Genomic DNA, 26,423 nt, shown 5'->3' on the forward strand with positions numbered 1-26,423 from the left:
CAATGTCTTCTTCCCTTGACCTTGCGCAGCGTGCACTGAGTGACGGCCTGTCTCGCGTCATCCACGATTATCGACCCGGTTATCATATTGCTCCCCCGGCAGGCTGGATGAACGACCCTAACGGGGTGGTGTACTTTCGTGGCGAATATCACGTTTTCTATCAACATTACCCCTTCGAGGCGAAATGGGGCCCGATGTATTGGGGGCATGCCAAGAGTGCCGATCTGGTTCATTGGCAGCATCTCCCCATTGCGCTGGCACCCGGCGATGACTTTGACCGTGACGGTTGTTTTTCCGGTAGCGCGGTGGTGTGTGGAGATACCCTGGCACTGATCTACACCGGGCACACCTGGCTGGGGGAAGCGGGTGACGAACGCTCGATCCGTCAAGTCCAGTGCCTGGCCACCAGTATCGATGGTATCCGCTTCGTCAAGCATGGCGCAGTCATCGAGACCCCGCCGCAAGACACGATCATGCACTTTCGTGACCCCAAGGTATGGAAGGAGGATGACTGTTGGTACCTGATTGCCGGCGCACGTCTTGGCGATATACCGCTGCTCCCGTTGTACCGCTCCACGGATCTGCACGCCTGGGAGTTCCTTGGCTATGTGTCCGGCGGCAGCGAGGGCGATGGCTATATGTGGGAATGCCCGGATCTGTTTCGACTGAACGGACGCGATGTACTGCTGTACTCCCCCCAAGGCATGCAACCCCAAGGTTACGAACGGCTCAACAAGTACCAGACTGGTTATCGAGTGGGTCGACTCGATAGCGAATGGCACTTCACTGGCGGGCCTTTTATCGAGCTCGATAACGGTCACGATTTCTATGCAGCGCAAACGCTACTGGCCGCCGATGGTCGGCGACTTTTGTGGGCGTGGCTCGACATGTGGGAAAGCCCGATGCCGAGCAAGGCCCATCACTGGTGCGGCATGCTCGGTTTGCCGCGCGAACTTGAACTGCGCGCAGATCGCCTTTGTGTGTATCCGGCACGGGAGCTCACCGCTCTACGCAAGGCGCCATTGCCTGGTACACCCTGGTGGGATGAGTCGGGAACCCGGTGGGTGCCGGAGGTAAAAGGCGATATGCTCGAAATCCATGTGCATCTGGATTTGCTCGGCTGCACCGACGGCCACCTGGGAATCGCCTTGCGCTGCAGCGACGATGGCTATGAAGAAACCCTGCTCTACTACGATGCGTCGCTACAGCGTCTGGTGCTTGACCGTAGCCGCTCGGGTGCGCAAGCCACAGGTCAGCGAAGCGTGTCGATAGACCCGACACAAGAGCGACTCGAACTGCGTGTGTTCCTCGATCGCTCGTCCATCGAGGTGTTTGACGAAAACGGGCGCTTCAGCCTCAGCAGTCGCCTCTATCCGCAGCCCGGCAGTCTGGGCGTGAAGCTCCTTGCAAGCGGGAGCGGCGGGCGTGTCTCCATTCCAAGGGCGTGGCCACTTGCCTCGGGATGGCTATGAGCAGCGTCATTCGTATCGCGAGAAGCGCAGGCCATGTGTCATGATTCTGCCTCAACCTGACCGGCTTCGCCTCGCATGACTTCAGTGAAAGACGTTGCACAGCTAGCCGGCGTGTCCCTGATGACGGTTTCTCGAGCACTCAACAATCCGGAAAAATTGAGCCCCGAAACCTATCAACGGGTGCGTCGCGCCATTGACGAATTGCAATTCGTGCCGAGCCTATCAGCGCGAAGAATTCGCGGCGACAACCTCCAGACGCGAACCATCGGTGTGTTCGCGTTGGACACCGCAACTACACCGTTCGCCGTCGAGCTGCTGCTGTCCATCGAACAGACTGCGCAGCAAGCAGGCTGGAATGTATTTATCCTCAACCTGTTAAGCAACCCGCCCACCGACCAGAACATCGACCTGATGTTATCGCACCGTCCCGACGGGTTGATCTTCAGCGCCATGGGGCTGCGCCAGGTGTGCATTCCCGAGCGATTGAAGAGCACCCCCCTGGTACTCGCCAATTGCCTGGCGGATGACAGTCGCCTGGTCAGTTATGTGCCCGACGACGAAATGGGGCAGTATCGAGCCGTACATCACGCATTGAGTCGAGGCTATCGGCGCCCTCTGTTTATCAATCTTCCAAAACAGAGCCTGGCCTGGGGTCTGCGACAAAGAGGCATGCAGCGTGCCTGTCAGGCATTCGGGCTGTTGCCTGACGCACTCCTGCAATATGACCTTGCCGATCATGACGCCTATGGTGAAACCGCAGCCATCCTCGACCGGCACATCATTGATAGTCGTCCCCAATTCGACATTCTGATCTGTGGCAACGACCGTATTGCTTTTTGTGCCTATCAGGTGTTGTTGGGCCGTGGGCTGAAAATCCCCAATGATGTCGCCGTGCTCGGCTATGACAATATGATCGGTATCGCTGAACTGTTCATCCCACCGCTGACAACGGTACAACTGCCGTACTACGAGATCGGTCGCAGGGCTGCCCGGCACCTGATCGAAGCCCTCGACGTATCAGGAACCCGGCCAGTTGATTGTCCATTGGTTGCCAGGGCATCGCTATAAGGGATTGGTTGATTCGGGGAAAGCCGCGATCAATTTTCCAGCCACCGTCAGCACCAACGCCCGTCGGGGCACAACGTGGACGGCGGTTTTCTCAAAAAGAGCAGGAGCCTGCTTTTGCTCAGTCAGGTTCATGAGCATACGGCCAGTGCTGTAAATGCTGCCATTGCACGATGACAAGGCAGCAGTAATCACAACGAAGAGTCCATCGTCCGACTCAGCCGCTTCAGACTCGAGCGGGCGACACGATGATTTTGACGTTGTGCTCCTTGTTGTTGACCAGCTCCTCGAAGCCCTGCCCCACGATCTGCTCCAACTGAATGCGCCCAGTCACCAGCGGAGTGATGTCCAGCCGACCATCAGCGATAAAAGCGATCACGTCCGCAAACTCACCGTTATAGGCCAGCGCACCCAGCACCTGTTTTTCGGTAGCTACCAACTCGAAAAAGTTGAACTCGCTGGGCTCCTCAAAGATCCCCACCAGTACGCATTTTCCGGCCTTGCGGATCAGATCGATCGCGAGCTTGGCGGTGTGTTTGTTGCCGATGCATTCGAAGCTGACATCTGCCCCGAGCCCACCCGTCAGGCGCCGTACCTCAGCCAAGGCATCGCATTCATTGGGATCGAGCACATGGGTCGCACCCACTTCCAGGGCCTTGGCCTTGCGCGCTCCAGACATTTCCAGAGTGATCACCTGAGCCGCACCGGCAGCCTTGGCGCACATGATGGTGCACAAGCCAATGGTGCCTGCACCAACGACTACAACGTTCTGCCCGAGCAGGCTCCCGGCTTTTTTCACCGCGTGCATGCCCACCGCCAGGGGCTCGATCAGTGCCCCGGCTTCAGCAGGAAAGTTCGCCGGTAACTTGTACAACAGGTTGGCCGGCACGTTGACCAGTTCAGCGAAGGCACCATTATTCATCAGCCCGGTGAACGCCAGGTTCTCGCAGATGTTGTACAGCCCGTGGGTGCAGTAGTAGCAGGTGCCGCAATGTTGGCAGGCATCGGCCGCCACCGGTTCGCCGACACTGAAACCCTGAACACCGGCACCGAGCTCGACGATTTCGCCACAAAACTCATGACCGAGAATGCACTGGCCTTTGATCCCGGTCAGCGGGTGCGGTGCGTCAACCGGTATGAACACCGGCCCAGCCACGTACTCATGCAGATCGGACCCACAAATGCCGCACCACTGCACGCGGATCTGCACCCAGCCGGCAGGTGGCGCTATTGGCAGCGGAACGTCTTCGACACGGATATCGTGGCGGCCGTGCCAGACAGCGGCACGCATACTGCGTTGCGGATTGATTGAAATGCTCATAGCGAAATCTCCTTGAAATAGTTGCTCCTGGCACCCCGCGAGAGGTCGCCAGGAGGGGCGTCAGTGCTGTTGTACAAAGTCCAGAATCAATCGATTGACTTGCTCGGCCGCTTCCATCTGCACCATGTGCGCCTGACCTGGCAGGACCTCGACCTGAGCCTTCAGCCCGGCGCTATGGTTCGCCGGAATAATCGCGTCGTCACTGCCCCAGATCAGCAACACTGGCTGCTGGCCGTCCTGCACCACGCCGCGCAGATCGAGCTGTTGCGATCCGTCTTTGAACACGCCTGATACCAGCAGGCGCAGGGCCGCACCCACTCCTTCCAGGCGCTTGTACTTGAGCATGTCTTCGAGCATCTGCCGGTTGACCAGCTCGGGATTGGAGAACAGTTTCACCAACTGTGACTTGAGGGCATTGCGGTTGGCAGCCTCGACAAAACCTTCCAGGTAATCGCCGTTGATGCCCTCCCCCAGACCTGCGCTGCCGATCAAGATCAAGGACCGTACCCGCTGCGGTTCCAGACGCGCAATGTTCAGCGACACCGCTCCGCCCATGGAATGACCCACCAGATGCGCTGCGGGAATGTCCAGGTGATCAAGCAGTGCCAGCACTATGCCGCTCAGCTCATCCAGGTCTCCGCGCTCAAGCTGCTTGGTAGACTCGCCATGGCCCGGCAGGTCCAGGGCAACCACCCGGCGCCCGGCGGCCAATGCTTCATGATTGAACATCCAGTTATTCAGGTCACCGCCAAAGCCGTGCACCAGCACCAACGGCACCCCGCCTTCGCCGCGCTCGAAGTAACGGATCAACCGCCCGTCCAGCTCGACTTTTTGCGGCTTCGGCCCGCGGTCCTCCTCGGCGTCGTCCCCGGGCACGAACGTGGCCTGAAACTGCTCGACGACTGCATCGATCTCGACCTCGCTGGCCTCGCCGTCGACCACGATGCCGAGCAATGCGCCCACCGCGAGGGTTTCATCCTGGCGGGCGATCTGCCGACGAAGCACTCCAGAAAAAGGCGCCTCGACACTGCTGGAGATTTTGTCGGTTTCGACATCCAGCACTTCGTCACCCTTGGCGATGACCTGGCCTTCCTCCTTGAGCCAGGCATCGACCCGGCCCTCGGTCATGGACAGGCCCCACTTGGGCATGGTCAAGGTATGGATCTGGCTCATGAACGCTTGCTCCACTCGATCAGCTTGAGCACGGCGCTCTCGATCTTCGCCGCGTCGGGAATGTAGAGGTCTTCCAGGGCGTCGGAGAACGGTACCGGCGTATGCGGAGCAGTCACCATCTCGATCGGCGCCTTGAGCGAGGCGAATGCTTTTTGCGCCACCAACGCCGAAATATCAGTCGCCATGGAGCAACGCGGATTGGCTTCGTCGATGACTACCAGGCGTCCGGTCTTCTCCACACTTTCCAAAATACTGTCTTCGTCCAGCGGGCTGGTGGTGCGCAGGTCGATCACCTCGCAGTCGATGCCGCGCGCGGCCAAATTGCGCGCGGCGTCCATCGCGGTGTTGACCGTGCGGCCATAGGAGACCAGCGTCACGTCCTTGCCATCACGCAGGAAGTTGGCTTCGCCGAAGGGGATGGTATAGAGCTCTTCCGGTACTTCACCCTGCATGCTGTAGAGCATTTTGTGTTCACAGAAGATCACCGGGTCGTTGTCGCGGATTGCCTGGATAAGCAAACCCTTGGCGTCATAAGGTGACGACGGGCAGACCACTTTCAGCCCTGGAATGTGGGTCCACAACGAGGTCAGCATTTGCGAGTGCTGGGCAGCGGCTCGCAACCCGGCGCCGACCATCGTGCGGATCACCAGTGGCGTGGAGGCCTTGCCGCCGAACATGTAGCGAAACTTGGCTGCCTGATTGAGGATCTGGTCCAGGCAGCAACCGGCGAAGTCGACGAACATCAACTCACATACCGGGCGCACGCCACAGGTCGCGGCGCCCACTGCAGCACCGACATAGCCCAACTCCGACAATGGCGTGTCCAGCACTCGTCCAGGGAATTGGTGATAGAGGCCCTTGGTCACGCCCAGCACCCCGCCCCAGGCGTCGTTTTCACCGGGGGCACCGGCACCGCCGGCGACGTCCTCACCCATGATGAACACGCTGGGATCGCGGCGCATTTCCTGGGCCAGAGCTTCGTTGATTGCCTGCTGATAACTGATTTTTCTCGCCATGATGAAGGTCTCGATTCTTGTTATAGGGGGCGTTCAGGGATAGGAAACGTAGACGTCGGAGAGCAGATCGGCCGCGCTCGGCTTGGGGGCGGACTTGGCCTTGAGCACGGCGTTCTCGATCAGCAGCTCCACCTCGCTGTCGATCTGGTCCAACTGGCTGGCCTGCGCCCGCCCGGCACGGATGATGCGTTCGCGGAACTGCATCAAGCAGTCGTTGTGCTCGCGGAAATGCTTGACCTCGTCCGGCGCCCGATAGGTCTGGGCGTCGCCCTCAAAGTGACCGTAATAGCGAGTCAGCTTGACCTCGATCAGCGATGGCCCCTCCCCGGCCCTGGCCCGCTCCACTGCGGCACCGGCGGCTTCGTGAACGGCGAAGAAGTCGAAACCGTCCACCGTGACCCCGGGCATGCCGAAACCGGCAGCGCGGTCGGCGATGTGATCGCAGGCCACCGACCAGTTGGAAGCCGTGGCTTCGGCGTAACCGTTGTTCTCGGCAATGAACAGGCACGGCAGATTCCATACCGAGGCCATGTTCATCGCTTCGAACACCGCCCCTTCGTTGGAGCCGCCATCACCAAAGAACACCACCGCAACACTGTCGGTGCCCTTGAGTTTGGCGGCCAGGGCCGCGCCCACGACCAGCGGCGCACCGGCCCCCACAATGCCATTGGCACCGAGCATGCCCTTCTCGAAATCGGCGATGTGCATGGAGCCACCCTTGCCTTGGCAGACCCCGGTTTTCTTGCCGTAGATCTCGGCCATCATCCCGTCTACATCGACGCCTTTGGCGATGCAGTGGCCGTGACCACGGTGGTTGGAGGCAATGCAATCGTCATCCCTCAAATGAGCCATGACCCCGGCGGCCGAGGCCTCTTCGCCGGCATACAGATGGACAAAACCGGGAATCTCACCGGTGGCGAATTCCACGTGCAGGCGCTCTTCAAAGACGCGGATAGTGCGCATCACCTGATAGGCATGCAGCAATTGATCAGCGGTTAGCTGTGTCGACATTTTTATTCTCCAGGGTGTCTTGAGACGAGAGGTTCAGAGGGTGCTGCGGGTGTTCACGGCCGATGGCCAGAAGTCGCTGTTGCGCTGCATAGTCCAGGACCGCATTGACATCGATGCTGAGCGGACCGCTGGAATCGAGGGTGACCGTGGGCCGGTCATGGGTGTTGAATTCGATCTCGCGCTCGCCATCCAGAGCGAGGGTTCCGCTGGCCAGGCACAGACTATGGGCGACACCGGGTTCAAGGCTTCCCGCAGCGAGTACGCCGCAGCCTTGCAGCAGGCCGGGAGCCAGAGGCACCAGCAGCGCTTTCGGAGATTGCGCATCGAGGCGCATCCAGGCCCCACCCGGAGCCTGACGCGATACGGGAAACCACAAGCCGCAAAGGGCCGAGATGCCAATGGACTGAGGTTCGGCGAAGGTCACAAACACCTCGGCCAGATCGCCCCCGCGACTGATGGCCCGTGCGCCGACGAAGGGCAACGAGGACACCGCCACGTCCACCAGGGCCATCTCGCACAGGCCACGACTCGGCTCGCGCACCAACAAGCGTTTATTGCGGCGCAAAGCGATCTCGAGCGGGATCCGCCCACTGACAAACAGCCCGCCGGCCAACCCGGCGCTGGTGGCTTCACGTAGCTCCGGAAAGGCGTTGTTGGTGCCGGTGGACAGCGTCAGCAGCGGAATGTCGCCGACCTCGGCGGCCACCGCCTTGTGAGTACCGTCGCCACCCAACACGGCGATCAGCGCAACGCCCCGTTCGGCCATCCAGCGTGCCGCGTGACGGGTATCCTCGACGCTTTGGCGCAGGGTCAGGTCGAGGAACTCAAGGGTTGGCCAGTGACTGCTGCGAGCCTGGCGGCCGTGGCTGTTTTTCAGCACGGCGGCGGCGATGCCGGTCATGTCTGTGGGCATCAGCACCCGTTCGACACCCGTGGCGCCAAAGGCTGCCAGCAAGCGCTGGATCACCGAGACCTTGTCGGTGCTGGAAAACAACCCGGCGTTGGCGGTCAGGCGCCGCACGTCCCGGCCGGATGCCGGATTGGCAATGATACCTACGGTCAGCGGCGCACGACTCATGACGCCACCACGGGCAGAACAGGAAAAGGATTTCGGCAGGACATCGGGCACCTCTTTTTATTATTGGGTTGCCAGTCAGGCTGGTTGCCAGAGCTAGAGCAAGGCCGGTGCCAGATCCGCAAAAAAACCTGCACAACCCCGTCGTAGAGCGCTCCGATGGGACCCCGGGGGTGGCCGAAATCAAACCCGAATGAAACGCGTGATGTCAGGCTGCACGAGGTGGCGGCGAGACCGTGAGACATCGCGTCTCACCGCCAGCCCCGGTTGACCCGACGCTTGTCTGCGGTCAATGAACGGCGCTTAATAGCCGCACAACTAAAAGAAGATGGAACCGGAGGCCTGAATGCTTTCCGCACACTCAAAGGCGCATGTGGATTGCGTCAGCCGTGTTTTGAAGAATGCCGGGCACCTGCCGCAGCTGCCTGTGTCGGACTTGATTCTCGACTCCTGGCGTCGCTCCATGGAGCAACACCACCTGGATCCCGGCTCGCTACAAGGACCACGGATCCTCTCGCAGAACGTGCTGCAGGAATGCCGCGAGCGCTCCGAGTTGTTCTTGCGCATCGCCAGTGAGGAAGTCGCCCGCCTCCACGGTCGGGTCCGCGATGCCGACTACTGCGTCCTGCTCACAGACGCTCAGGGCCAGACCATCGACTACCGCGTCGAAACTTCCATTCGCAATGACTGCCGCAAGGCCGGTCTTTACTTGGGCACTTGCTGGTCGGAAGGTGAGGAAGGTACGTGTGGCGTGGCGGCGGTACTGACTGCGCGAACGCCGGTCACTGTTCACAAGCGCGATCATTTTCGCGCCGCGTTTATCGGACTCACCTGCTCAGCGGCGCCAGTCTTCGACCCCAAGGGCGAGCTGCTCGGGGTGCTTGATGTGTCGGCGGTGCGCTCACCCGACGACCGCCGCTCCCAACACCTGATCCGGCAGATGGTGGTGCAGAGCGCGCGTGAAATCGAACAGGCATTCTTCATGAGCAGCGCCCAGGGTTACTGGGTGCTGCGAGCCCACAGCAGCCCTGGCTACGTCGACAGCCAACCCGATTACTTGCTCGCCTGGGACAACGACGGCTGCTTGCAGGCGTTGAACCCGGCTGCGCGGCAATGGCTGTTGCACCGTTTTGGTCAACTGCCGGAACACATTGGCCAAGTGTTCGATCAGCAGTTGCTGCATCGGATCAGTGACGAATCGCTATGCCTGTTGCACAGCCAGGGTGGCCACACGCAATTGCATGGTCGCCTCAGCGTGCCACGGCGGGTGAATCGCAACGCTTCGCGACTGGCACTGACACCCGCCGAACTCGACCCGCGACTGGAAGAAAGCCTGCGCCTTGCAGTGCGGGTTAAAGACCGCAACCTGCCGGTGCTGATCCAGGGCGAGACCGGCTCCGGCAAGGAAGTCTTCGCCCGTCAGTTGCACCAAGCCAGCCAGCGCCGCGAGCGGCCGTTCGTTGCAGTAAACTGCGCGGCGATCCCCGAGAACCTGATCGAAAGCGAATTATTTGGCTATGTCGCTGGCGCCTTTACCGGCGCCTCGAGCAAGGGCATGCAAGGTCTGCTGGAACAGGCCGATGGCGGCACTCTGTTTCTCGATGAAATCGGCGACATGCCCCTGTCCTTGCAAACCCGGCTGCTGCGGGTTCTGGCCGAGGGTGAAGTGGCGCCTCTGGGAGCCTCACGGCGCAAAGCGATCGACCTTCAGGTCGTCTGCGCGAGCCACCGCGATCTGGAAGGACTGGTCGCCGCGGGCGAGTTTCGCGAAGACCTCTACTTTCGTTTGAATGGAGCGCGCTTCCAGTTGCCGCCGCTGCGCGAACGCAGTGACCGGCTGGCGCTGATCAACCGGATTCTCGATGAGGAATCGACGCTTTGCGCAGAACCTATGCACCTGGGAGGTGCAGCTCTGGAATGCCTGCTTGGCTACCGCTGGCCAGGTAACGTTCGCCAGTTGCGGCACGTGCTGCGATATGCCTGTGCGGTGTGCGATTCAAACCTGATTCAGGTCAGCCATTTGCCCGAGCAACTGCAAGATCACCGACTTGATGGCCCAGGCTCTGGCGACACCATTGATTGCTGCGCGAGCCCGGAGCGCCAGGCATTGCTCGATGCCTTGGTGCGTCACCGCTGGAAACCCACCGCTGCTGCAAAGTCTTTGGGCATCTCCCGGGCAACCCTGTATCGGCGGGTGCATCAGCATGGCATCGACATGCCTGGCAGAAGCCAGGTGTAAAGCCTGGTGCCCCTGGCAAGCCGCTTTAATGAGCGCGCGTATCGACCCGTTCAACAGAAATGCACTCGTCACTGCGGCATCAGGGTGCGGCTAAAACCTTGGCATGGAACACACGTCCGGCACGTCTGCCGGCGCTACCTCGGCCCATGAGATGCTCACCTGACGCCATCTGCCCGTTCAGTCCTTGAGCGATTTGGGTATCGCAATACGGCTACTGGTCTTAACCTCGCGCAAAGCCAGACTGGACTGAATGGATGCAATACCCATCTGACGCCTGAGCACGTGCTCGATAAAGTCGCTGTAACTATCAAGATCCTCTGCCAACACTTGCAACACGTAATCGGCATCTCCAGTGATCTTGTGACAAGACAACACCTCGGGCAATTGCGCAATCACCGCCTCGAAGGCGTCGGGAGCATGATCCGCATGGGTGGAAAAACGGATGTGCACGAACGCCAAAATGTCCAGCCCAAGCATGCGTCGATCAAGATTGGCCTGGTAGCCCTTGATTACGCCAGCCTCCTCCATTCTCTTACGCCTTCGCCAGCAAGGCGTCAGGCTTAACGACAGACGCTCACTGAGCTCGGCGTTGGAAATGCTCGCATCTTCCTGCAGCAACGTGAGTATCGCCAGGTCGGTCTCGTCGAGGCTGATGCGTTTGGATGATTTTTTCTGCATTACGCCATTCCTGAGTAAAAACGCCCGAATAATCTAGCAAACCACGAAAACAAAGCAAAGAAAGCGCGTCCCGGCCGGAACAGAATATTTGCACTGGCTCACATTAACGGATGCGCAGAATGTTTACAGTTTTCAGTGATTCCCATCGCTTGCACCACGGCACCGAATTGAAAGACGGTGTGCTCAAGCCGTCGTTCGAACAGCCCAGTAGGGCCGATACTGTCCATAACCGCGTCAAGCAGGTAGGCCTTGGCCAGATCGTCGAACCGCGAATATTTGACCGGTCGTGTTACGTCAATGCGCACAGCGAGCGCTACGTCAGTTTTCTGGAGAGCGCCTGGTCGGAATGGTGCGCGACTGGGCGCACCCACGATGCGCTGCCGCTGGTATGGCCAGTGCGCGACCTGTCCAACGAGCAAGTCCCGACGTTCATCGACGGCAAGCTCGGTTTCTACGCCATGGACGCCGGCTCCCCGATTACCGCCACCACTTGGCAAGCGGTAAAAACCAGTGCAGACATCGCCCTCACCGGCCTGGCGCTGATCGATGAAGGCCACGACAGTGCCTTTGCCCTGTGCCGTCCGCCCGGCCATCACGCAGCGCGTGAATACATGGGCGGCTATTGCTATCTCAACAACGCCGCCATTGCTGCACAACAGGCCATTACCCAAGGTTCCAAACGTGTTGCAGTACTGGACGTCGACTTTCATCACGGCAACGGCACCCAAAACATTTTCTACGGGCGCAGTGACGTCATGTTTGTCTCGCTACACGGTGAGCCGACGGTGTCCTATCCGTACTACTCAGGCTTCAGCCACGAAGTCGGTGCAGGCCACGGCGAAGGTTACAACCTGAACTATCCGCTGCCGAAGAACACCACCTGGGAAAGCTACCGCAATGCCCTGCTCCACGCCTGCAAGAAACTCCAGCAATTCGCCCCTGAAGTGCTGGTTATTTCACTCGGCGTCGACACGTTCAAGGACGACCCGATCAGCCACTTCCTGCTGGAAAGCGAAGACTTCATCGGCATTGGCGAACTGATAGCAGGCGTCGGCTGCCCCACCCTGTTCGTGATGGAAGGTGGCTACATGGTCGATGAAATCGGGATCAATGCGGTCAACGTGCTGCATGGCTTCGAGAGCAAACGCGCCTGAGCCATCCCCTGCCCTACAGCATTTCAATTACTGAATCGGAAAATAAAAACATGACTCTTTTTATCGATGTCGATCATGCCGCACGCCTGTTCGCCAAGGTGGGTATCCGTCGGGCAATCCGCGAGATGGCCACATACATCGAAGCTGACTATTCACGCTGGGCGCAGTTTGATAAGTCGCCTCGCACCGCCAATCATTCCGCCGACGGTGTGATCGAGTTGATGCCCACCGACGATGGCCAACAGTACTCGTTCAAATACGTGAATGGCCACCCGGGCAATGGTCAAAGGGACTTGCTGACCGTGATGGCTTTCGGTGTTCTCGCCGATGTCCACAGTGGCTATCCAACCTTGCTCAGTGAATTGACGCTGACCACTGCCGTGCGCACCGCCGCGACATCCGCGCTGGTCGCGCAGTCCCTGGCACGCCCTGGTGCAAGTGTCATGGCAATCATTGGCAACGGCGCTCAAAGCGAATTTCAAGCCATCGCCTTCCACGAAATGCTGTCGATCAGGGAAATCCGCATTTTCGATATTGATCGTGATGCGTCACTCAAGTTGAAGCACAACCTGTCGGCATTCCCGGGTATTGAAGTGATTCTGTCCAGCTCTGTACAGGAAGCGGTCAAGGGCGCGCACATTGTCACTACAGTCACCGCCGACAAGGCTTATGCAACGATTCTGACACCCGAGATGATCGAACCCGGCATGCATATCAACGCTGTCGGTGGTGACTGCCCGGGAAAAACCGAACTGCACGCCGAGATCCTGCGCAACGCCCGGATCATCGTTGAATTTGAACCGCAAACCCGGATTGAAGGCGACATTCAACAACTGGAAGCCGACTCGCCCGTCGTCGAGTTTTTCCGCATTGTGCTGGGCGAAGTTCCGGGGCGTGAGAATGATGCCCAAGTCACCGTGTTCGATTCGGTGGGTTTTGCTCTCGAAGATTTTTCGTCGCTGCGCTACCTGCACGACCTGGCGCGAGAGCACGGGATCGGCGAGCGCATCCATCTAGTGCCGACACCCGCCAACATAAAAGACCTTTACCAACTGCTTGATCAGCAACCGGCCAAACCGGCGCGTCTGCGCACAGCCACCTGATAACCGCAGGTGATGCCTCCGAGCAGCGTGCCAAGGGGCCACTCACCGTCCTGTAAACCCCAAAAACCACCACCGTCAGTAGCCGTTGCATCTCTAACAACAACGCTAGACACCGACTTTCTGCCAAAACTCAAAAACATAAAATCAAGAGGTTTTGTAATGAAATCTACTCCGTCCGAGCGGGTTGAACAGCCCGCGCTGCAGCGCACGCTCAGCAATCGTCACATTCAGTTAATGGCCATGGGAGGTGCCATCGGTACAGGTCTGTTCATGGGTTCCGGGAAGATCATTGCCCTCTCAGGCACGTCGATCATCCTCATTTATATGATCATCGGGATGTTCGTCTACTTCGTCATGCGCGCCATGGGCGAACTGTTGCTCTCCAACTTGAACTTCAAAACCTTCGCGGACTTTACCGGTGCCTACCTGGGCCCGCGAGCGGCATTCTTCCTCGGCTGGTCGTACTGGCTGAGCTGGAGCGTCGCGGTGGTGGGTGATGCCGTAGTGGTCGGTGGATTCTTTCAGTACTGGTTCCCCGATGTACCCGCCTGGATTCCAGCCGTCGGTATGTTAATGACGCTGTTCGCCTTAAACGTGCTGACCGTCAGGCTTTTTGGTGAAGTGGAGTTCTGGTTCGCAATCATCAAAATCATTGCCGTCGTCACCCTGATTGGCGTTAGCCTGGTGATGATTGCCAGCTCCTTTGTATCACCCAGTGGCGTTACTGCATCCCTGAACCACCTGCTGGATAAACAGGCAGCCTTCCCCAACGGCCTGTTTGGTTTCTTTGCCGGATTCCAGATGGCAATTTTCTCCTTTGCCGGCACCGAGCTGATCGGTACTGCTGCCGCCGAAACTCGCTCCCCCGAGAAGACTCTGCCGAAAGCCATCAACTCGATTCCGCTGAGAATCATCCTGTTTTATGTGCTGGCACTGGCCTGCATTATTGCGGTGACTTCCTGGCAACAGGTTTCGCCCAACAAGAGCCCTTTCGTCGAACTGTTTCTGGTGGCAGGGTTTCCCGCAGCAGCAGGTATCGTCAACTTTGTGGTACTGACGTCTGCCGCCTCATCGGCTAACAGTGGCGTATTTTCATCGAGTCGCATGCTGTTTGGACTGGCCAGTCACGACAATGCTCCCGGGATATTTCGGCATTTGTCGCGTAATAGCGTGCCTCTGCTGAGCTTGGCGTTCACCACATTGTTGATGCTGGTTGGGGTACTTTTGCTGTTCATCGTTCCGGAGGTCATGACAGCGTTTACCATCGTCTCTACCGTGTCGGCAATCCTGGTGATTTTCACTTGGTCGACCATCCTCGCGTCGTACATTGCCTATCGTAAAAGCCGACCCGACCTGCATGCGAAATCGGTCTACAAGATGCCTGGTGGCGTGCCGATGGCCTGGTTTTCGTTGACGTTCCTGGGATTTGTACTCTGCCTGCTGGCATTAAGACCTGACACTCGTATTGCCCTACTGGTCATGCCAGGGTGGTTCATTTGGCTGGCCATTGCTTATCAGCTGACCCATTCCAGGAAGCTAAGATCCGCTGCTGGTTCGGCCAATCAGTACAGCTGATGTTCACCTGCTGCCTTTAGGTGCCGACGCAGTAAGCTTGAGCGCAATGCGGGATTTGCTGCGCACCCTTCCTCTCTATCTCGAGGCGGAGGGGCAATAAAAGCGTCTCTGTCTGCCCAGCAGGCAGCATACGGAGCTGCTAGTGTTAATCCGCATGCCGTCAAAGTCCCAGCAGTCGGGTGGGTGTGAGCCGCAGTTTTGTTCGTGACCAAGTGCTACGCCTGCCGCTGCGGTTCGTTGGCAGTGGTGTACCCAAGATTTTCTTAATCCATCGAATGGAGCTTAATCCAGGAGAAAAATCATGGCGAAGGTACTGGTTCTCTATTACTCAATGTACGGTCACCTCGAAACGATGGCTGGCGCAGTAGCCGAAGGCGCACGATCTGTACCCGGCACCGACGTAACGCTCAAGCGTGTCGCTGAAACCATTCCGGCCGAACAGGCAGCAGCCATTGGCGTCAAACTTGACCAGAAGGCACCGGTGGCAACACCTGACGAGCTGGGCAATTACGATGCCATCATCTTTGGCACACCGACGCGCTTCGGCAATATGGCGGGACAGATGCGCACATTTCTCGATCAGACCGGCGGACTGTGGATGAGCGGCGCGCTGGTCGGAAAAATCGGCAGTGTCTTTGCATCGACCGGCACCCAGCACGGTGGCCAGGAAACCACTATTACGTCGTTTCACAGCACACTCCTGCATCAGGGGATGGTCATCGTGGGTGTGCCTTACACCTGCGCAGGGCTGACCAACATGAGCGAGATCACCGGCGGTACGCCCTATGGCGCGACCACCCTGGCAGGCACTGACGGTAAACGGCAACCGTCACAAAATGAACTGGATATTGCGCGTTTCCAGGGTAAACACGTCGCTGAGCTTGCAATAAAGATCGCGGGTTAACGAAACGGAGAAGCCAACGTGAGCACCTTGAAACTTCACCCTGCACTGGACAATGGTATCCAACCTGCTGCCGCTAATTTCACAGGTGGCACCCTGCAATGCCTGTGTGCGACCGATAAGGTCGAGATCAAGATAGACGCACAAACCCTGCATAACCACGCGTGTGGCTGCAGCAAATGCTGGAAACCGCAAAACGCGATATTCGCCGTCATTGCCGTAGTACCTCGGGATAAGGTCAGCGTCACTGCCCACGGTGAAAAACTGTCAATTGTCGACGAAACCGCCACCATCCAGCGGCACGCCTGCAAGCAGTGCCACGCCCATCTCTTCGGACGCATCGAGAACAAGGACCATGCGTTTTATGGTCTGGACTTCGTCCACACCGAACTCTCTCCCCAGAGCGGATGGGCTGCGCCGAGCTTCGCAGCGTTCGTGTCCTCCATCATCGAAACCGGCACGCCGCCAGCGCAAATGAAGGCCATCCGTGAACGCCTGCGCTCGATCGGCCTGGAGCCCTATGACTGCCTGTCCCCGGACTTGATGGACGCAATGGCGACTCATGTCGCCAAACAGAAAGGCCTGCTCCCCGCCGCCTGAGTGATCGGCCGCCGCGGTTTCTTCGTCGGGCCGCGGCCCCGGCATCCCAAAAAACGCGTCTGAGCGGATCGTACCCACAGGTTCGAGCCGTGGCCTTCGGCTCAAGCAGTGGCTGCCGGACGACATCGGTATGTGCGTCGGCGTCTACACCCACCCCGCTCCTGTCGCCCGAATCTACACCGACGCTATGCGCCAGTGTCTGGGCGAAGATCGTGTTATGCACTGTCATACCTCCTCTTAGGAAGTGATGTGTAAAAACGATAAGTGACGGAGCGTCATCTACAGCCTGAGGAATCATCGTTTGTACCAGCTATAGCCCTGAAATCTAATCCATCGCAAACAACTAACAATAACTCGCAAGGATGTGAACTGCGATGGAGCAGATCCAAACATGACCCCTACGTATTCCCTACTGACCCTGGGAGCGTCAATCCTGCTGATCGTAGTCCTGATCGGTAAATTCCGTGTCCATCCGTTCCTATCCCTTATCGCAGCAAGCCTGCTAGTGGGGATCGGGACAGGAATGGCCCCAACGGCAATCGTCTCGGCTTTTGAGAAAGGCATGGGCAGCACGCTAGGTTTCCTTGCCGGCATCATCGGTTTAGGCAGCATTCTCGGCAAGCTGCTTGAGGAGTCTGGTGGCGCCAAACGTATTGCGACCACACTCTTGAGGGTGCTGGGTGAGAAGAATGCCTCTTGGGCAATGATGCTGGTCGGCTTCATCGCAGGTATTCCCGTTTTCTTCGAGGTCGGATTTGTCCTCCTGATTCCCCTGATCTATGTCGTCGCCCGTCAGACCAGGATCAACGTGTTGTACCTGGGAGTACCGTTGGCCATCTCACTGATGGTTGTCCACTGCATTCTCCCTCCGCACCCAGCCGCCACTGCCATTACAGGCATGCTGAATGCCGACATCGGTAAGGTGATTCTGTACGGCCTTATCGTCGGCTTGCCAACGGCGGTTATTGCCGGGCCTATCTGGGTGAGGCTGACCTGCACTCGGGAGGCCCCTGAGGGGCAAGCTCAGTTTCTGGCTGCCCGTAGCGAAGCGGTCATAGACGACAGCAAGGCACCAAGCTTCGGTATTGCGATGGTGACGGTGCTTCTGCCGTTGGCACTGATGGTGGGCAAGACACTTGCTGCACCTTTGCTAACGAAAGGCTCAATGACGCTTGAGTGGGTCTCTTTCATTGGCAACCCGCTGATTGCTCTCGCGCTGTCGATTTGCTTCGCGTACTGGTCGCTAGGCCTGCGACGTGGGCTTGGCATGGGCGCCCTGCTCAATCTGACCAACCGCTGCTTCCCGCCACTGGCTGGCATTCTCTTGATTATCGGAGCCGGCGGCGCGTTCAACGACATGTTGGTAGGCAGCGGTATTGGGAAGGCGCTGGCGGACGTGCTGGGGCAGTCCCAAATCAACCCGATCATTTTGGCATGGCTGATCGCTGGGTTAATGCACTTCGCTGTTGGCTCCGCCACGGTCGCCATGATTAGCACCGCAGGCATGGTTCTACCTATCTTGGGTCAGCACCCTGAATACAGCCCTGAAATCCTTGTTATCGCCATCGGTGCAGGTGCAATCGGCTGGACCCATGTCACTGACTCAGCGTTCTGGGTCGTAAAAGAATACCTGGGTATTCCCTTGTCTGAGGCCATCAAGAAATTCACTGGCGCCACCGTACTCGCCTCCTCTGCGGCGCTGGTATTTACGCTAATACTTTCCAGATTTGTATGATGAGCCTTCCCTCTTCACCTACGACTTATCGAAAGGTAGTTCCTATGATTCAAGGTAAAACACTAGACGCCTGGTATGAAAGCCATCCCATTATCAAGGAGCTGGTTTCACTTCAGGAAATCACCTGGTTCAATCCAGCTATTGCATCGGTGTCCATCGCACTGGGCGATGTAGGCCTGAACCATAACGACGTCAAAGATGCCAGTGAACGCCTCCGCCGCTTTGCACCCTACATCGCCAAGGTGTTTCCGGAAACGGCAGCGGCGGACGGGATCATCGAGTCCGGTATCCAGCCACTGAAAAAATTCCAGCAAAGGCTTCTGAGTGAAGCCGGCCTTCCTGGCGTCGGTTCGCTGTGGCTCAAGAAAGACAGCGATTTGCCTATCTCTGGCTCGATCAAGGCGAGAGGGGGTATCCATGAAGTGCTCAAACACGCTGAAGACCTCGCCCTGCAAGCAGGGTTGATCAAGCTGGACGATAACTACGAGGCATTGGCCAGCGACTCCGCGCTTGAGTTCTTCAGCCGCTACAAGATTGCGGTCGGCTCCACGGGCAATCTTGGACTATCCATCGGCATCATGAGCGCCAAGCTGGGCTTTCAGGCAACTGTCCACATGTCGTCGGATGCCCGCCAATGGAAGAAGGATAAGCTACGGGCCAGTGGTGTGACAGTGGTCGAGTACGAGTCCGACTACAGCGTTGCGGTCGAAAACGGGCGCCTGCAAGCCGAAAAAGATCCTGCCTGCTACTTCATAGACGATGAGAACTCGCCACATCTGTTCCTGGGCTATGCGGTTGCAGCCGAGCGCCTGGCTCGACAGTTCGAATTCGCGGGTGTGCGAGTGGACGCCGATCATCCTCTCTTCGTTTATCTGCCCTGCGGTGTTGGCGGAGGCCCTGGAGGCGTTGCGTTTGGATTGAAGCTTGCCTTTGGCGACGCGGTGCACTGTGTTTTCGCAGAACCGACCCACTCCCCCTGCATGATGCTCGGGGTCTACACCGGCCTGCATGATGAGGTGAGTGTCCAGGAGTTCGGCATCGACAACGTCACCGCAGCTGACGGATTAGCTGTTGGCCGCCCCTCCGGCTTCGTAGGAAAGGCGATGCAGCGACTTATCGATGGTTACTATACCGTCACGGATGAAGAGCTTTATCGCCTGATGTTCCTGGCCCATGAGCTTGAAAATGTAAAACTGGAACCATCGGCCTTGGCAGGTGCGCCAGGAGTTGTGCGGGTACTCAATGATGAGAAGTATCTGGAGCGCATCGGTGTCTCTACGGCTAAGTTAGCCAACGCAACGCACTTGATTTGGGGAACAGGCGGAAGCATGGTGCCCGCCGCAGAGTTCGCCACCTACCTTGATAAGGGCCGTGCTCTGCAACATCCTGCGCAGTAATGACAACGCATGGTTCGTGGGGGTACAGCAATGCCAGAACTTGGTCTTACGAAAGCTCCGAAGCTTAACGGAGCCCATCTGTCCAACCTGCATACTTTTCTCGTCGCCGCGCGCCATCTCAGTTTCGCCCGCGCAGCGGAGGAGCTGTGCCTGACCGCCAGCGCAGTCAGTCACCGGATAGCTCGTCTGGAGGAGGAGCTATCGCTCAAGCTTTTCCACCGTTTACCTAGAAAGGTCGAGCTGACCGATGATGGTGAGCGGATTTTCAAGGTCATGCAGCAGACCATGGATAAGCTGTCCGAGGCTGTGCAGGAGCGTTCGCACGCTCAGATCGAAGGGCAACTGTGCTTCTATGCCAGACCTTCGGTAGCACAGTGCTGGCTGGTTCCGAGGCTATCCGATTTCACTACACGCTATCCCGGGATTCAACTGGATGTTCGGGTTGGCAATGAACCGATCGACTATCGAACCCGACGTATTGACCTGGTGCTTTGCTATTCGAATGGCGAGCACCCTGGCCTTGAAAGCGTTCGACTGATGCCAGAGCGAATTGCGCCAGTGTGCAGCCCGCAATACGCCGAGGCACATGGTCTGGTGGGACATCCGGAGCGCCTGTCACAATGCACTGCGCTGCATGATGTCGCGGCGTGGGACAACATTTCATTCGATGCGGAATGGCGTCTATGGCTTGATGCGGTTGGCGAGCCCACCGAGCTTCCCAGTCGTTTCATGACGTTTGACCGCTCGGACTTGAGCACCCTGGCCGCAATCAATCATGCAGGTGTGGCGATTGGACGGGAACAACTGGTTCGCAAGCGAATTCAGGATGGCGAACTCGTACTTCCGTTCGGTGGATTTAGAGAAGCGGTTAACTATGGCTACTACCTGGTTCATCCGGCTCACGAAACGATGCCAAGAAGGCTCCAGGTGCTGATCGATTGGCTTATCGAGCAAGTGGATATGTGACGTTTCATGGATTCTGAACACAGAAATGTAGACGTCGGGTCGCGCATCCCATGCGCGACCCGACGGGGTTGAGACGTGCTTAGATCCGGATGATCTGGGTGACATACGGCTTGCCGTTAATCGGCGCGTAAATCTCCACGACCGCTTGCCAGCTGTTTGGCGAACCAGGCTGCGTTGCTTTCGCCTGATAACGATAGTTGGTGCCATTAACGACCTGGGTCGAAACCAGCTCAGCGGTGTAGTGCACACCCACGAGCCCGGCCAGGGCTTCATCGAATACTTCCTGATCCTTTGGAGTCAGTTCGTGGTAAGGAGTCCATCCGCCAACAAGATTTTCTTGAGCCGACATACGATATATCTCCATATATAAGTTCCTACTCGTCTGGCTTTTCGGAGTTCGCCCCGTTTATTTGATGGTTTCCGGAATCCATTGTGCTGCAACGCAGGCCATCAAGTGGCAGGCATGCGCGAACGTATGGCCATGGAGGAAAAGGTAGTAGTCGCCAGCTTCAGATCCTTGTCCCTGACAGAAACGGTCATCAATGAATGACGACAGCCAGACCTCCGTGTCTTGTCTGAGCGGTTTTTGCTTATTGGGTACGCCGCTGAATGGCTTTAAGCTATCAAACTCAAGTGGAATGTATGTCCGCATTTGACTGTGCGAGATGTAAGGCATTGGCTATTCATAAATGCGTAATCGCGCTCATCAGTTATTTGCGAGCTGAGCCACTTCGCTGGACGACACAAGCGCCTTCAGTGACGCATCAAACTGCTTCAGCGCGTTCAATTGCAACGCCGTCTGCTGGTCGATTTGCGCGGCGATCTCTGGCGCCGCTTTGCCATGAACCCAGACCGAAGGCATTTGCTGTTCACGCGAGCCTTCGGCCTTGCCGATGTACTGCAGGTTCGAGTCGTAGAACTTGGCCATGAATCGCGCTTCAACCTGGTTGTTGCGCTTGGACACCAGACGGCTGTAGGTGTCCAGCATCACCACCACGTCAGGATGGGCTTGCACCACCGCGTCGAGGTTGTCGTAGACGGTCACCGAGGCGAACTCTTTCTGTAGCGAAGCCATGAGCCAGTTGATCGCGAGTTTCGGATCGGAGCTGTTGACGAACGCGTTGCTGATACGCGAATCGAGCGCAGGGTTCTTCGCGCCGTTCAGCGCTACCGAATGGTACTGCTCCAGGTATTCGAGGGTGTTGAGGGTGTTTTCGCTGTAGAGCACGCCCACCGATTGAGTGTGCTGCAGGCCGATGGTGCTGTCGGCCATGGGTAGAAAATGGCAGGACTGTTCGGCCGCGTAGGTCGGTGCTGTGGCGGCTACACTGCCGGTCAAAACGGCGACAAGTGCCAGCAAGGTAGAGATTCTCATCGCGCAGTTCCTTCAGAAGCGGCTTCGGTATAGCGCCATCCTCCTCCTTTGGCGGAAAAACAGAACTTGCATTCCGTGATGATAACTATCGACTGAACGAATGGTGGAAAACCCATGAGCTACAGTTGTGGTGAGCCCGGACAGGCTATACCTCACTTGTCGGTATCGTTTGTCATCAAATGCCAAGTCACTGACGCTCAATGAAAAGCAGTCGCTTTGCGCGTGACGATACTGGCTTGCTGATCGACGTCGATCAGTTAATTGAAATCCCATATACCCATGACGTCGGATGCCCTCCTCCCCGTTCGTGTATGTGGGGGTGCTGTCAGTTACATCTCAGTAAAAAAACAAAGAGAGAACAGCATGAAGTTCAGTCTTGTTGATAACGGCAACCCGAGTCGCCGACGCGTTCTACGCGATGCCTTCGCCCTGGCTTTGGCAGCTTCGCCATTGGCTAACCTTGCCAAGGCAGCCGACGAAACACCGGAAGAAGTGACCTTTGCTGCCGGTCCACGGCCGCTGGTGCAATACCCGCAAAAACGTCCGTTGACCCTGGTGACCACCCGCCCGCCGCACCTTGAGACGCCATTTCCCATCTTCAACGAAGGGCCCCTCACGCCGAATGACGCGTTTTTTGTGCGTTACCATTTGGCCAATATCCCTACCAGCATCGATCCGGACAGTTACCGCCTGACGATCAAGGGCTCGGTCAACACGCCGCTGTCGCTTTCCCTGGCAGAACTCAAGGCTTTGGCCGAACCGGTAGAAGTGGTGGCCGTCAATCAATGCTCGGGTAACAGCCGCGGCTTCTCGATGCCTCGCGTGTTCGGCGCTCAACTGGGCAATGGTTCAATGGGCAATGCCCGCTGGGTGGGAATACCGCTCAAGGCGGTATTGGAAAAGGCCGGGGTGAAAACCGAGGCCAGGCAAGTGACATTCCGTGGTCTCGACAAGCCAGTGCTGCCGAGCACGCCGGAGTACATCAAGGCCCTGGACATCAGCCATGCCATGGACGGCGAGCCCATGATCGCCTGGTCGATGAACGGTGCCGACCTGCCATTCCTCAACGGTTACCCGATACGTCTGGTGGTGCCAGGCTATTTCGGTACGTACTGGGTCAAGCACCTAAGTGAGATCGAAGTCGTCGACCATACCTACGACGGTTTCTTCATGGCTAAAGGTTACCGCGTTCCGGACAACGATTGTTTCTGTGTCGCCCCCGGCACCACTGCCGCGCAAACGACGCCAATTTCCAGGTTGCCGGTACGCAGCTTTATCACCAGCGTCAAACACGGCGATGTGTTGCCCTTGAAAAAAAGCGTGCTGCTCAAGGGCATTGCGTTCGACGGTGGCGTTGGGGTCAACAAGGTGGAAGTGTCGATCGACGGCGGGAAAAGTTGGCGCGAAGCCAAGCTTGGGCAGGATCTTGGCCGTTTCTCCTTCCGTGAGTGGACCCTGCCGATCACCTTTACCAGCAAGGGCGCCACACAATTGATGGTGCGGGCCAGTAACCGTGCGGGCGAGACACAGCCGTTGCGAGCCGACTGGAACCCCGGTGGCTACCGCCGCCACGTTGTAGAAACCAGCCACGTGACCGTCGCCTGAGGGGGCCCCGCATGAAACGCATGACCACCTTGCTCTGCGCAGTTCAGGTTTGTTTGGCGACCATGGCTAACGCAGCGCCACTGTCGATCACCTTGCCGCCCGAAACGGCTGTGCTCAAACCCAATGCCCTGCCCGGCTACCCATTGGCTCAACAGAAGTGCTCCACCTGCCATTCTGCCGACTACATCAACTTCCAGCCTCCCGGCATGAGCCTGGCGCAGTGGACTGGGGAAGCGAGCAAGATGCAGCATGTATATGGTGCTCCGATCAGCGATCAGGATGTGAGCATCATCGGCGCTTATCTTGCGGTGACCTACGGCAGTGCCCATGCGAGCGATGCCGATGTACAGGCAGCCTCAAATCCATCGGCAGGCCAAACCCCGGCTGCGCCTTTAGCCAAAGTCGACGCCATGGCCTTGCTACAGAGCAACTCCTGCCTGTCCTGTCATGCGACCGATCATAAGGTTGTAGGCCCGGCCTATCACGATGTGGCTGCAAAGTATGCCAATGACCCGCAGGCACTGGCCAAGGTAACGTCCAGCATTCAGCAAGGCGGTACCGGCAAATGGGGGAATATCCCGATGCCGCCTTTCACGCAGTTAAGCCCGGACGATCTGCACACCCTGGCGACTTTTGTGCTGCGTCAATGAGCACACTTGCGGCTCGGTGAGGTATCAGCGACTGATTAGCCTCACCAAACGATCGGGCCTGACAGGCTCTAATGCGAAATGATCCCGTGGTCCATCGCGTACTTGACCAAGGCCGCGGGCTTGTCGATGTTGAGTTTGCGACGGATGCTCAAACGATGGGTTTCCACCGTCCGAACGCTGATGTCCAGCTCGCGGGCCATTTCCTTGTTGTTCATTCCCAGAGCCATCTTGCACAGCACTTGACTCTCGCGCGGCGTCAGCTCGTTCTCGGTGTTCTTGTCGGCGATGAGCCTCTGTGCGATCTCTGCACTGTAAAACGTTCCACCGCTGGCAATCGCTTCAATGGCCGCAATGATTTCCCGTGAAGGTGCGTTCTTCAGCACATAGCCGCTGGCGCCAGAACGCACAGACTCACTCACGTACTCATAGTTGTCGTACATGCTGAGTACCAGGATCTTGAGCAACGGATATTGCTTGCTCAACACCCGGGTCAGCTCAAGTCCGTTCATGTCCTTCAGACTGATGTCGACGAGTAACAGGTCCGGCTGACAGAGTCTCACCATCTCAATCGCTTCGGCTCCACTCTCGGCTTCCCCCACCACTTCCAGGGGAGACATGACCGCCAGCAGCGCCTTGATCCCGTCACGGACCAGGGAATGATCGTCGACCAGGGCGACGCGGATTGGGTAGGACAGGTTCATCAGGGGCATTCACTCTTGTTGTTATTGGCTGAGTCAGTGTTTCGGACCGGGCATTTTCATTGGCAGCAGAACCTCCAGGACACTTCTTCCCGGCGTCGATGCAAGCTCGAATCGCCCGCCAAAATGCTCGACCCGCTCGCGGATGTTCCGCAGCCCTATACCGGAGTGACGGCGTTCGATTTGAGCGACGTTGAAACCGACACCGTCATCGACCACCGTCAGCCGTAGGGACTCTTCGGACCCGTGCAGTGTAATGGATACGTTTTGGGCCCGGGCATGTCGTTCGATGTTGGTCAGGCCTTCTTGCACAATGCGAAACAACGAGACCGCTGCGCCGTCGACCAGATGGCACTCGAATTCGTTGTTGTTGTAGGTCACCACGAGTCCGCTACGTTGCTCGAACTCTGCGGCGAGTTGACCAATCGCCGCCGACAGACCCAGCGTGTCGAGCAGCGACGAGCGCAGGTTGTGTGAAAGGCTGCGAACCTCGCCAATCGCTTCTCCGAGACGCTCCGTGGCCTCTCTTAAAATGCTCAAGCCCGTGTCCTGCCCACTCTCCAGCACATGGCTGGCCAGTTCGAACTGAAACTTGATGGACACCAGTACCTGGCTGATACCGTCGTGCAACTCACGGGAAACCCGTGATCGCTCTTCTTCTTGCAAACTGACGATACGCTGGGTCAACCGCTGGAGTTTTTTGTCGGCCAAGCGATGTTCGCTGACGTTCAGCGTCATGCCGCTGGCAAAGACCAACAGCACTGCCACGAGGGCTACGATGGCAATGGCGAGCATCGTTTTGCGGATGCCCTGAGCCACCTCGTCACGCGCCTGCTGTGTGGCGCGCTCAACGTCCTCGAGGTAGATGCCGGTACCGAGCATCCAGCCCCAACGATCCAGCATCACGACATAGGCGAGCTTGTCGGTCACTTGACCGGAAGAGGGTTTGTTCCAGGCGTAGCGTTGAAAGCCTTCTCCTGATTCCGCACTTTTCAGTAGCGCCTGGATCACCGGCAGACCGTGTGGGTCTTTCATGTCCCACAGGTATTTGCCCACCAGTTCCGACTGTCGCGAGTGCATCAGGCTACGACCCTGACGGTCGTAGACGAAGAAGTAGCCATTGATACCAAAGCTGAGCTTGCGCAGTTCTTCCAGGACTTGTTGCTGTGCGTGCGCGTCACCCTTGCCGTTGTCGTACAGCGGCGCGATCAGGCTTTGCGCCATTTCGACGTAGTTTTTCAGTTCTGCACGCTTGCTGGCCAGAATGCTGTCTTCGATCAGTTGCGTCTGTTGATCACCCAGTTGGCGGTTCAGGGAAATCACCAGCGCGCAGATGACAGCAATCGCCAACACCAGCGGCAGAATCCCGAGCGCGACGATTTTATGTTTGAGCTGCATCTGTGCTCCTGACCGGACCGAGGGAAAACGAAGGCTCGGCATCATATGCCAAAGATACGCGCGCCCAGTAGCGGCGCTGGACGGAATGACCTGTGGCTCAGTTGAAATACAAAATCTGTGGGAGCGGCGACGTCTACGTAGAACTACGCAGATTGTGCGTACGTAGTCGTGCGGATTTATTTGTGGACGGCATGCGTGGATATTGGGTCAGCTCCG

At 57.9% G+C, this 26,423-nt stretch carries 24 protein-coding genes and 1 pseudogene; 13 read left to right on the forward strand and 12 right to left on the reverse strand.

The window, feature by feature from the left end:
- The first annotated feature begins 2 nt into the window (after positions 1-2).
- Together AO353_RS25135 and AO353_RS25140 are read left to right on the forward strand one after the other, a co-directional pair.
- On the forward strand, positions 3-1,472 hold the full coding sequence (locus tag AO353_RS25135) for a glycoside hydrolase family 32 protein (protein WP_054597389.1): 1,470 nt from the start codon (positions 3-5) through the stop codon (positions 1,470-1,472).
- A 75-nt stretch (positions 1,473-1,547) separates the two neighbouring features.
- Positions 1,548-2,540 (forward strand): LacI family DNA-binding transcriptional regulator, encoded by a 993-nt coding sequence (locus AO353_RS25140; RefSeq protein ID WP_054597390.1) that lies wholly within the window; start codon positions 1,548-1,550, stop codon positions 2,538-2,540.
- Between the two features lie 27 nt (positions 2,541-2,567).
- Here the strand turns inward: AO353_RS25140 and AO353_RS31715 are convergent.
- The 6 genes and pseudogenes from AO353_RS31715 to AO353_RS25165 form a co-directional block, all read right to left on the reverse strand.
- A pseudogene (locus tag AO353_RS31715) lies at positions 2,568-2,738 on the reverse strand (amino acid permease); the annotation flags it as partial.
- Between the two features lie 25 nt (positions 2,739-2,763).
- A complete protein-coding gene (locus AO353_RS25145) occupies positions 2,764-3,828 on the reverse strand; it encodes a 2,3-butanediol dehydrogenase (protein WP_237143006.1) in 1,065 nt (354 codons plus the stop codon).
- Positions 3,829-3,918: 90 nt separating this feature from the next.
- Positions 3,919-5,031, reverse strand: a complete 1,113-nt coding sequence (locus AO353_RS25150) for an acetoin dehydrogenase dihydrolipoyllysine-residue acetyltransferase subunit (RefSeq protein WP_054597392.1) — start codon at positions 5,029-5,031, stop codon at positions 3,919-3,921.
- The gene (locus AO353_RS25155; protein WP_054597393.1) at positions 5,028-6,047 is read right to left on the reverse strand and encodes an alpha-ketoacid dehydrogenase subunit beta; all 1,020 of its coding nucleotides are present in this window, start codon (positions 6,045-6,047) and stop codon (positions 5,028-5,030) included. Before AO353_RS25155 ends, AO353_RS25150 begins: the two co-directional genes overlap by 4 nt.
- Before the next feature lie 33 nt (positions 6,048-6,080).
- The gene (locus AO353_RS25160; RefSeq protein ID WP_054597394.1) at positions 6,081-7,058 is read right to left on the reverse strand and encodes a thiamine pyrophosphate-dependent dehydrogenase E1 component subunit alpha; all 978 of its coding nucleotides are present in this window, start codon (positions 7,056-7,058) and stop codon (positions 6,081-6,083) included.
- Positions 7,036-8,136: an ATP-NAD kinase family protein gene (locus AO353_RS25165; protein WP_054597395.1), complete on the reverse strand. Its 1,101-nt coding sequence runs from the start codon at positions 8,134-8,136 to the stop codon at positions 7,036-7,038. Before AO353_RS25165 ends, AO353_RS25160 begins: the two co-directional genes overlap by 23 nt.
- Positions 8,137-8,479: 343 nt before the next feature.
- Here AO353_RS25165 and AO353_RS25170 point away from each other — a divergent pair, with 343 nt between their 5' ends.
- A complete protein-coding gene (locus tag AO353_RS25170; RefSeq protein ID WP_054597396.1) occupies positions 8,480-10,372 on the forward strand; it encodes a sigma-54-dependent Fis family transcriptional regulator in 1,893 nt (630 codons plus the stop codon).
- 177 nt (positions 10,373-10,549) lie between these two features.
- Here the strand turns inward: AO353_RS25170 and AO353_RS25175 are convergent, their stop codons facing one another.
- Positions 10,550-11,050, reverse strand: coding sequence for an Lrp/AsnC family transcriptional regulator (locus AO353_RS25175; RefSeq protein WP_054597397.1), 501 nt, complete (start codon positions 11,048-11,050; stop codon positions 10,550-10,552).
- 119 nt (positions 11,051-11,169) lie between these two features.
- Between AO353_RS25175 and AO353_RS25180 the strand changes: the two genes are divergently transcribed.
- The 8 genes from AO353_RS25180 (at position 11,170) to dsdC (ending at position 20,481) form a co-directional block, all read left to right on the forward strand.
- The gene (locus tag AO353_RS25180) at positions 11,170-12,204 is read left to right on the forward strand and encodes a histone deacetylase family protein (protein ID WP_054597398.1); all 1,035 of its coding nucleotides are present in this window, start codon (positions 11,170-11,172) and stop codon (positions 12,202-12,204) included.
- Positions 12,205-12,254: 50 nt separating this feature from the next.
- Positions 12,255-13,307: an ornithine cyclodeaminase gene (locus AO353_RS25185; protein ID WP_054597399.1), complete on the forward strand. Its 1,053-nt coding sequence runs from the start codon at positions 12,255-12,257 to the stop codon at positions 13,305-13,307.
- A 159-nt stretch (positions 13,308-13,466) separates the two neighbouring features.
- The gene (locus tag AO353_RS25190; RefSeq protein ID WP_054597400.1) at positions 13,467-14,882 is read left to right on the forward strand and encodes an amino acid permease; all 1,416 of its coding nucleotides are present in this window, start codon (positions 13,467-13,469) and stop codon (positions 14,880-14,882) included.
- Positions 14,883-15,183: 301 nt separating this feature from the next.
- On the forward strand, positions 15,184-15,786 hold the full coding sequence (gene wrbA, locus AO353_RS25195; protein WP_054597401.1) for an NAD(P)H:quinone oxidoreductase: 603 nt from the start codon (positions 15,184-15,186) through the stop codon (positions 15,784-15,786).
- Between the two features lie 18 nt (positions 15,787-15,804).
- Positions 15,805-16,383 (forward strand): S-(hydroxymethyl)glutathione synthase, encoded by a 579-nt coding sequence (gfa, locus tag AO353_RS25200; RefSeq protein ID WP_054597402.1) that lies wholly within the window; start codon positions 15,805-15,807, stop codon positions 16,381-16,383.
- A gap of 391 nt (positions 16,384-16,774) precedes the next feature.
- Positions 16,775-18,118, forward strand: coding sequence for a gluconate:H+ symporter (locus tag AO353_RS25205; RefSeq protein WP_054597403.1), 1,344 nt, complete (start codon positions 16,775-16,777; stop codon positions 18,116-18,118).
- Between the two features lie 44 nt (positions 18,119-18,162).
- A complete protein-coding gene (locus tag AO353_RS25210; protein WP_054597404.1) occupies positions 18,163-19,515 on the forward strand; it encodes a D-serine ammonia-lyase in 1,353 nt (450 codons plus the stop codon).
- 30 nt (positions 19,516-19,545) lie between these two features.
- A complete protein-coding gene (dsdC, locus tag AO353_RS25215; protein WP_054598334.1) occupies positions 19,546-20,481 on the forward strand; it encodes a DNA-binding transcriptional regulator DsdC in 936 nt (311 codons plus the stop codon).
- A gap of 79 nt (positions 20,482-20,560) precedes the next feature.
- On the opposite strand, the gene AO353_RS25220 is transcribed toward dsdC, so the two are convergent.
- The 3 genes from AO353_RS25220 to AO353_RS25230 are packed head-to-tail and all read right to left on the reverse strand — an operon-like array spanning position 20,561 to position 21,856.
- Positions 20,561-20,830 (reverse strand): hypothetical protein, encoded by a 270-nt coding sequence (locus AO353_RS25220; RefSeq protein ID WP_054597405.1) that lies wholly within the window; start codon positions 20,828-20,830, stop codon positions 20,561-20,563.
- A 57-nt stretch (positions 20,831-20,887) separates the two neighbouring features.
- The gene (locus tag AO353_RS25225; RefSeq protein ID WP_054597406.1) at positions 20,888-21,157 is read right to left on the reverse strand and encodes a hypothetical protein; all 270 of its coding nucleotides are present in this window, start codon (positions 21,155-21,157) and stop codon (positions 20,888-20,890) included.
- 30 nt (positions 21,158-21,187) lie between these two features.
- On the reverse strand, positions 21,188-21,856 hold the full coding sequence (locus AO353_RS25230; protein WP_054597407.1) for a hypothetical protein: 669 nt from the start codon (positions 21,854-21,856) through the stop codon (positions 21,188-21,190).
- A gap of 363 nt (positions 21,857-22,219) precedes the next feature.
- Between AO353_RS25230 and AO353_RS25235 the strand changes: the two genes are divergently transcribed.
- Together AO353_RS25235 and AO353_RS25240 are read left to right on the forward strand one after the other, a co-directional pair.
- On the forward strand, positions 22,220-23,461 hold the full coding sequence (locus tag AO353_RS25235) for a molybdopterin-dependent oxidoreductase (RefSeq protein WP_054597408.1): 1,242 nt from the start codon (positions 22,220-22,222) through the stop codon (positions 23,459-23,461).
- 11 nt (positions 23,462-23,472) lie between these two features.
- Positions 23,473-24,111, forward strand: a complete 639-nt coding sequence (locus tag AO353_RS25240) for a c-type cytochrome (protein WP_054597409.1) — start codon at positions 23,473-23,475, stop codon at positions 24,109-24,111.
- Positions 24,112-24,179: 68 nt separating this feature from the next.
- Here the strand turns inward: AO353_RS25240 and AO353_RS25245 are convergent, their stop codons facing one another.
- Positions 24,180-24,812: a response regulator gene (locus AO353_RS25245; RefSeq protein WP_054597410.1), complete on the reverse strand. Its 633-nt coding sequence runs from the start codon at positions 24,810-24,812 to the stop codon at positions 24,180-24,182.
- Between the two features lie 33 nt (positions 24,813-24,845).
- Complete coding sequence (locus AO353_RS25250) at positions 24,846-26,207, reverse strand: cache domain-containing protein (RefSeq protein WP_054597411.1); 1,362 nt, start codon at positions 26,205-26,207, stop codon at positions 24,846-24,848.
- Between the last annotated feature and the right edge of the window lie 216 nt (positions 26,208-26,423).

The sequence above is a fragment of the Pseudomonas fluorescens genome, from assembly GCF_001307155.1.
GTDB classification, from domain to species: domain Bacteria; phylum Pseudomonadota; class Gammaproteobacteria; order Pseudomonadales; family Pseudomonadaceae; genus Aquipseudomonas; species Aquipseudomonas helvetica.

Excerpts from the sequence above, each read along its gene's own strand:
- AO353_RS25185 (WP_054597399.1), top strand. The coding sequence starts at position 12,255 with ATGACTCTTTTTATCGATGTCGATCATGCCGCACGCCTGTTCGCCAAG.
- AO353_RS25175 (WP_054597397.1), bottom strand. The coding sequence starts at position 11,050 with ATGCAGAAAAAATCATCCAAACGCATCAGCCTCGACGAGACCGACCTG.
- AO353_RS25225 (WP_054597406.1), bottom strand. The coding sequence starts at position 21,157 with ATGCCTTACATCTCGCACAGTCAAATGCGGACATACATTCCACTTGAG.
- AO353_RS25150 (WP_054597392.1), bottom strand. The coding sequence starts at position 5,031 with ATGAGCCAGATCCATACCTTGACCATGCCCAAGTGGGGCCTGTCCATG.
- AO353_RS25210 (WP_054597404.1), top strand. The coding sequence starts at position 18,163 with ATGATTCAAGGTAAAACACTAGACGCCTGGTATGAAAGCCATCCCATT.
- AO353_RS25240 (WP_054597409.1), top strand. The coding sequence starts at position 23,473 with ATGAAACGCATGACCACCTTGCTCTGCGCAGTTCAGGTTTGTTTGGCG.
- dsdC (WP_054598334.1), top strand. The coding sequence starts at position 19,546 with ATGCCAGAACTTGGTCTTACGAAAGCTCCGAAGCTTAACGGAGCCCAT.
- AO353_RS25165 (WP_054597395.1), bottom strand. The coding sequence starts at position 8,136 with ATGAGTCGTGCGCCGCTGACCGTAGGTATCATTGCCAATCCGGCATCC.
- AO353_RS25245 (WP_054597410.1), bottom strand. The coding sequence starts at position 24,812 with ATGAACCTGTCCTACCCAATCCGCGTCGCCCTGGTCGACGATCATTCC.
- AO353_RS25135 (WP_054597389.1), top strand. The coding sequence starts at position 3 with ATGTCTTCTTCCCTTGACCTTGCGCAGCGTGCACTGAGTGACGGCCTG.
- AO353_RS25170 (WP_054597396.1), top strand. The coding sequence starts at position 8,480 with ATGCTTTCCGCACACTCAAAGGCGCATGTGGATTGCGTCAGCCGTGTT.
- AO353_RS25230 (WP_054597407.1), bottom strand. The coding sequence starts at position 21,856 with ATGAGAATCTCTACCTTGCTGGCACTTGTCGCCGTTTTGACCGGCAGT.
- AO353_RS25190 (WP_054597400.1), top strand. The coding sequence starts at position 13,467 with ATGAAATCTACTCCGTCCGAGCGGGTTGAACAGCCCGCGCTGCAGCGC.
- AO353_RS25155 (WP_054597393.1), bottom strand. The coding sequence starts at position 6,047 with ATGGCGAGAAAAATCAGTTATCAGCAGGCAATCAACGAAGCTCTGGCC.
- AO353_RS25140 (WP_054597390.1), top strand. The coding sequence starts at position 1,548 with ATGACTTCAGTGAAAGACGTTGCACAGCTAGCCGGCGTGTCCCTGATG.
- wrbA (WP_054597401.1), top strand. The coding sequence starts at position 15,184 with ATGGCGAAGGTACTGGTTCTCTATTACTCAATGTACGGTCACCTCGAA.
- AO353_RS25180 (WP_054597398.1), top strand. The coding sequence starts at position 11,170 with ATGTTTACAGTTTTCAGTGATTCCCATCGCTTGCACCACGGCACCGAA.
- AO353_RS25205 (WP_054597403.1), top strand. The coding sequence starts at position 16,775 with ATGACCCCTACGTATTCCCTACTGACCCTGGGAGCGTCAATCCTGCTG.
- AO353_RS25160 (WP_054597394.1), bottom strand. The coding sequence starts at position 7,058 with ATGTCGACACAGCTAACCGCTGATCAATTGCTGCATGCCTATCAGGTG.
- AO353_RS25250 (WP_054597411.1), bottom strand. The coding sequence starts at position 26,207 with ATGCAGCTCAAACATAAAATCGTCGCGCTCGGGATTCTGCCGCTGGTG.
- AO353_RS25145 (WP_237143006.1), bottom strand. The coding sequence starts at position 3,828 with ATGCGTGCCGCTGTCTGGCACGGCCGCCACGATATCCGTGTCGAAGAC.
- AO353_RS25235 (WP_054597408.1), top strand. The coding sequence starts at position 22,220 with ATGAAGTTCAGTCTTGTTGATAACGGCAACCCGAGTCGCCGACGCGTT.
- AO353_RS25220 (WP_054597405.1), bottom strand. The coding sequence starts at position 20,830 with ATGTCGGCTCAAGAAAATCTTGTTGGCGGATGGACTCCTTACCACGAA.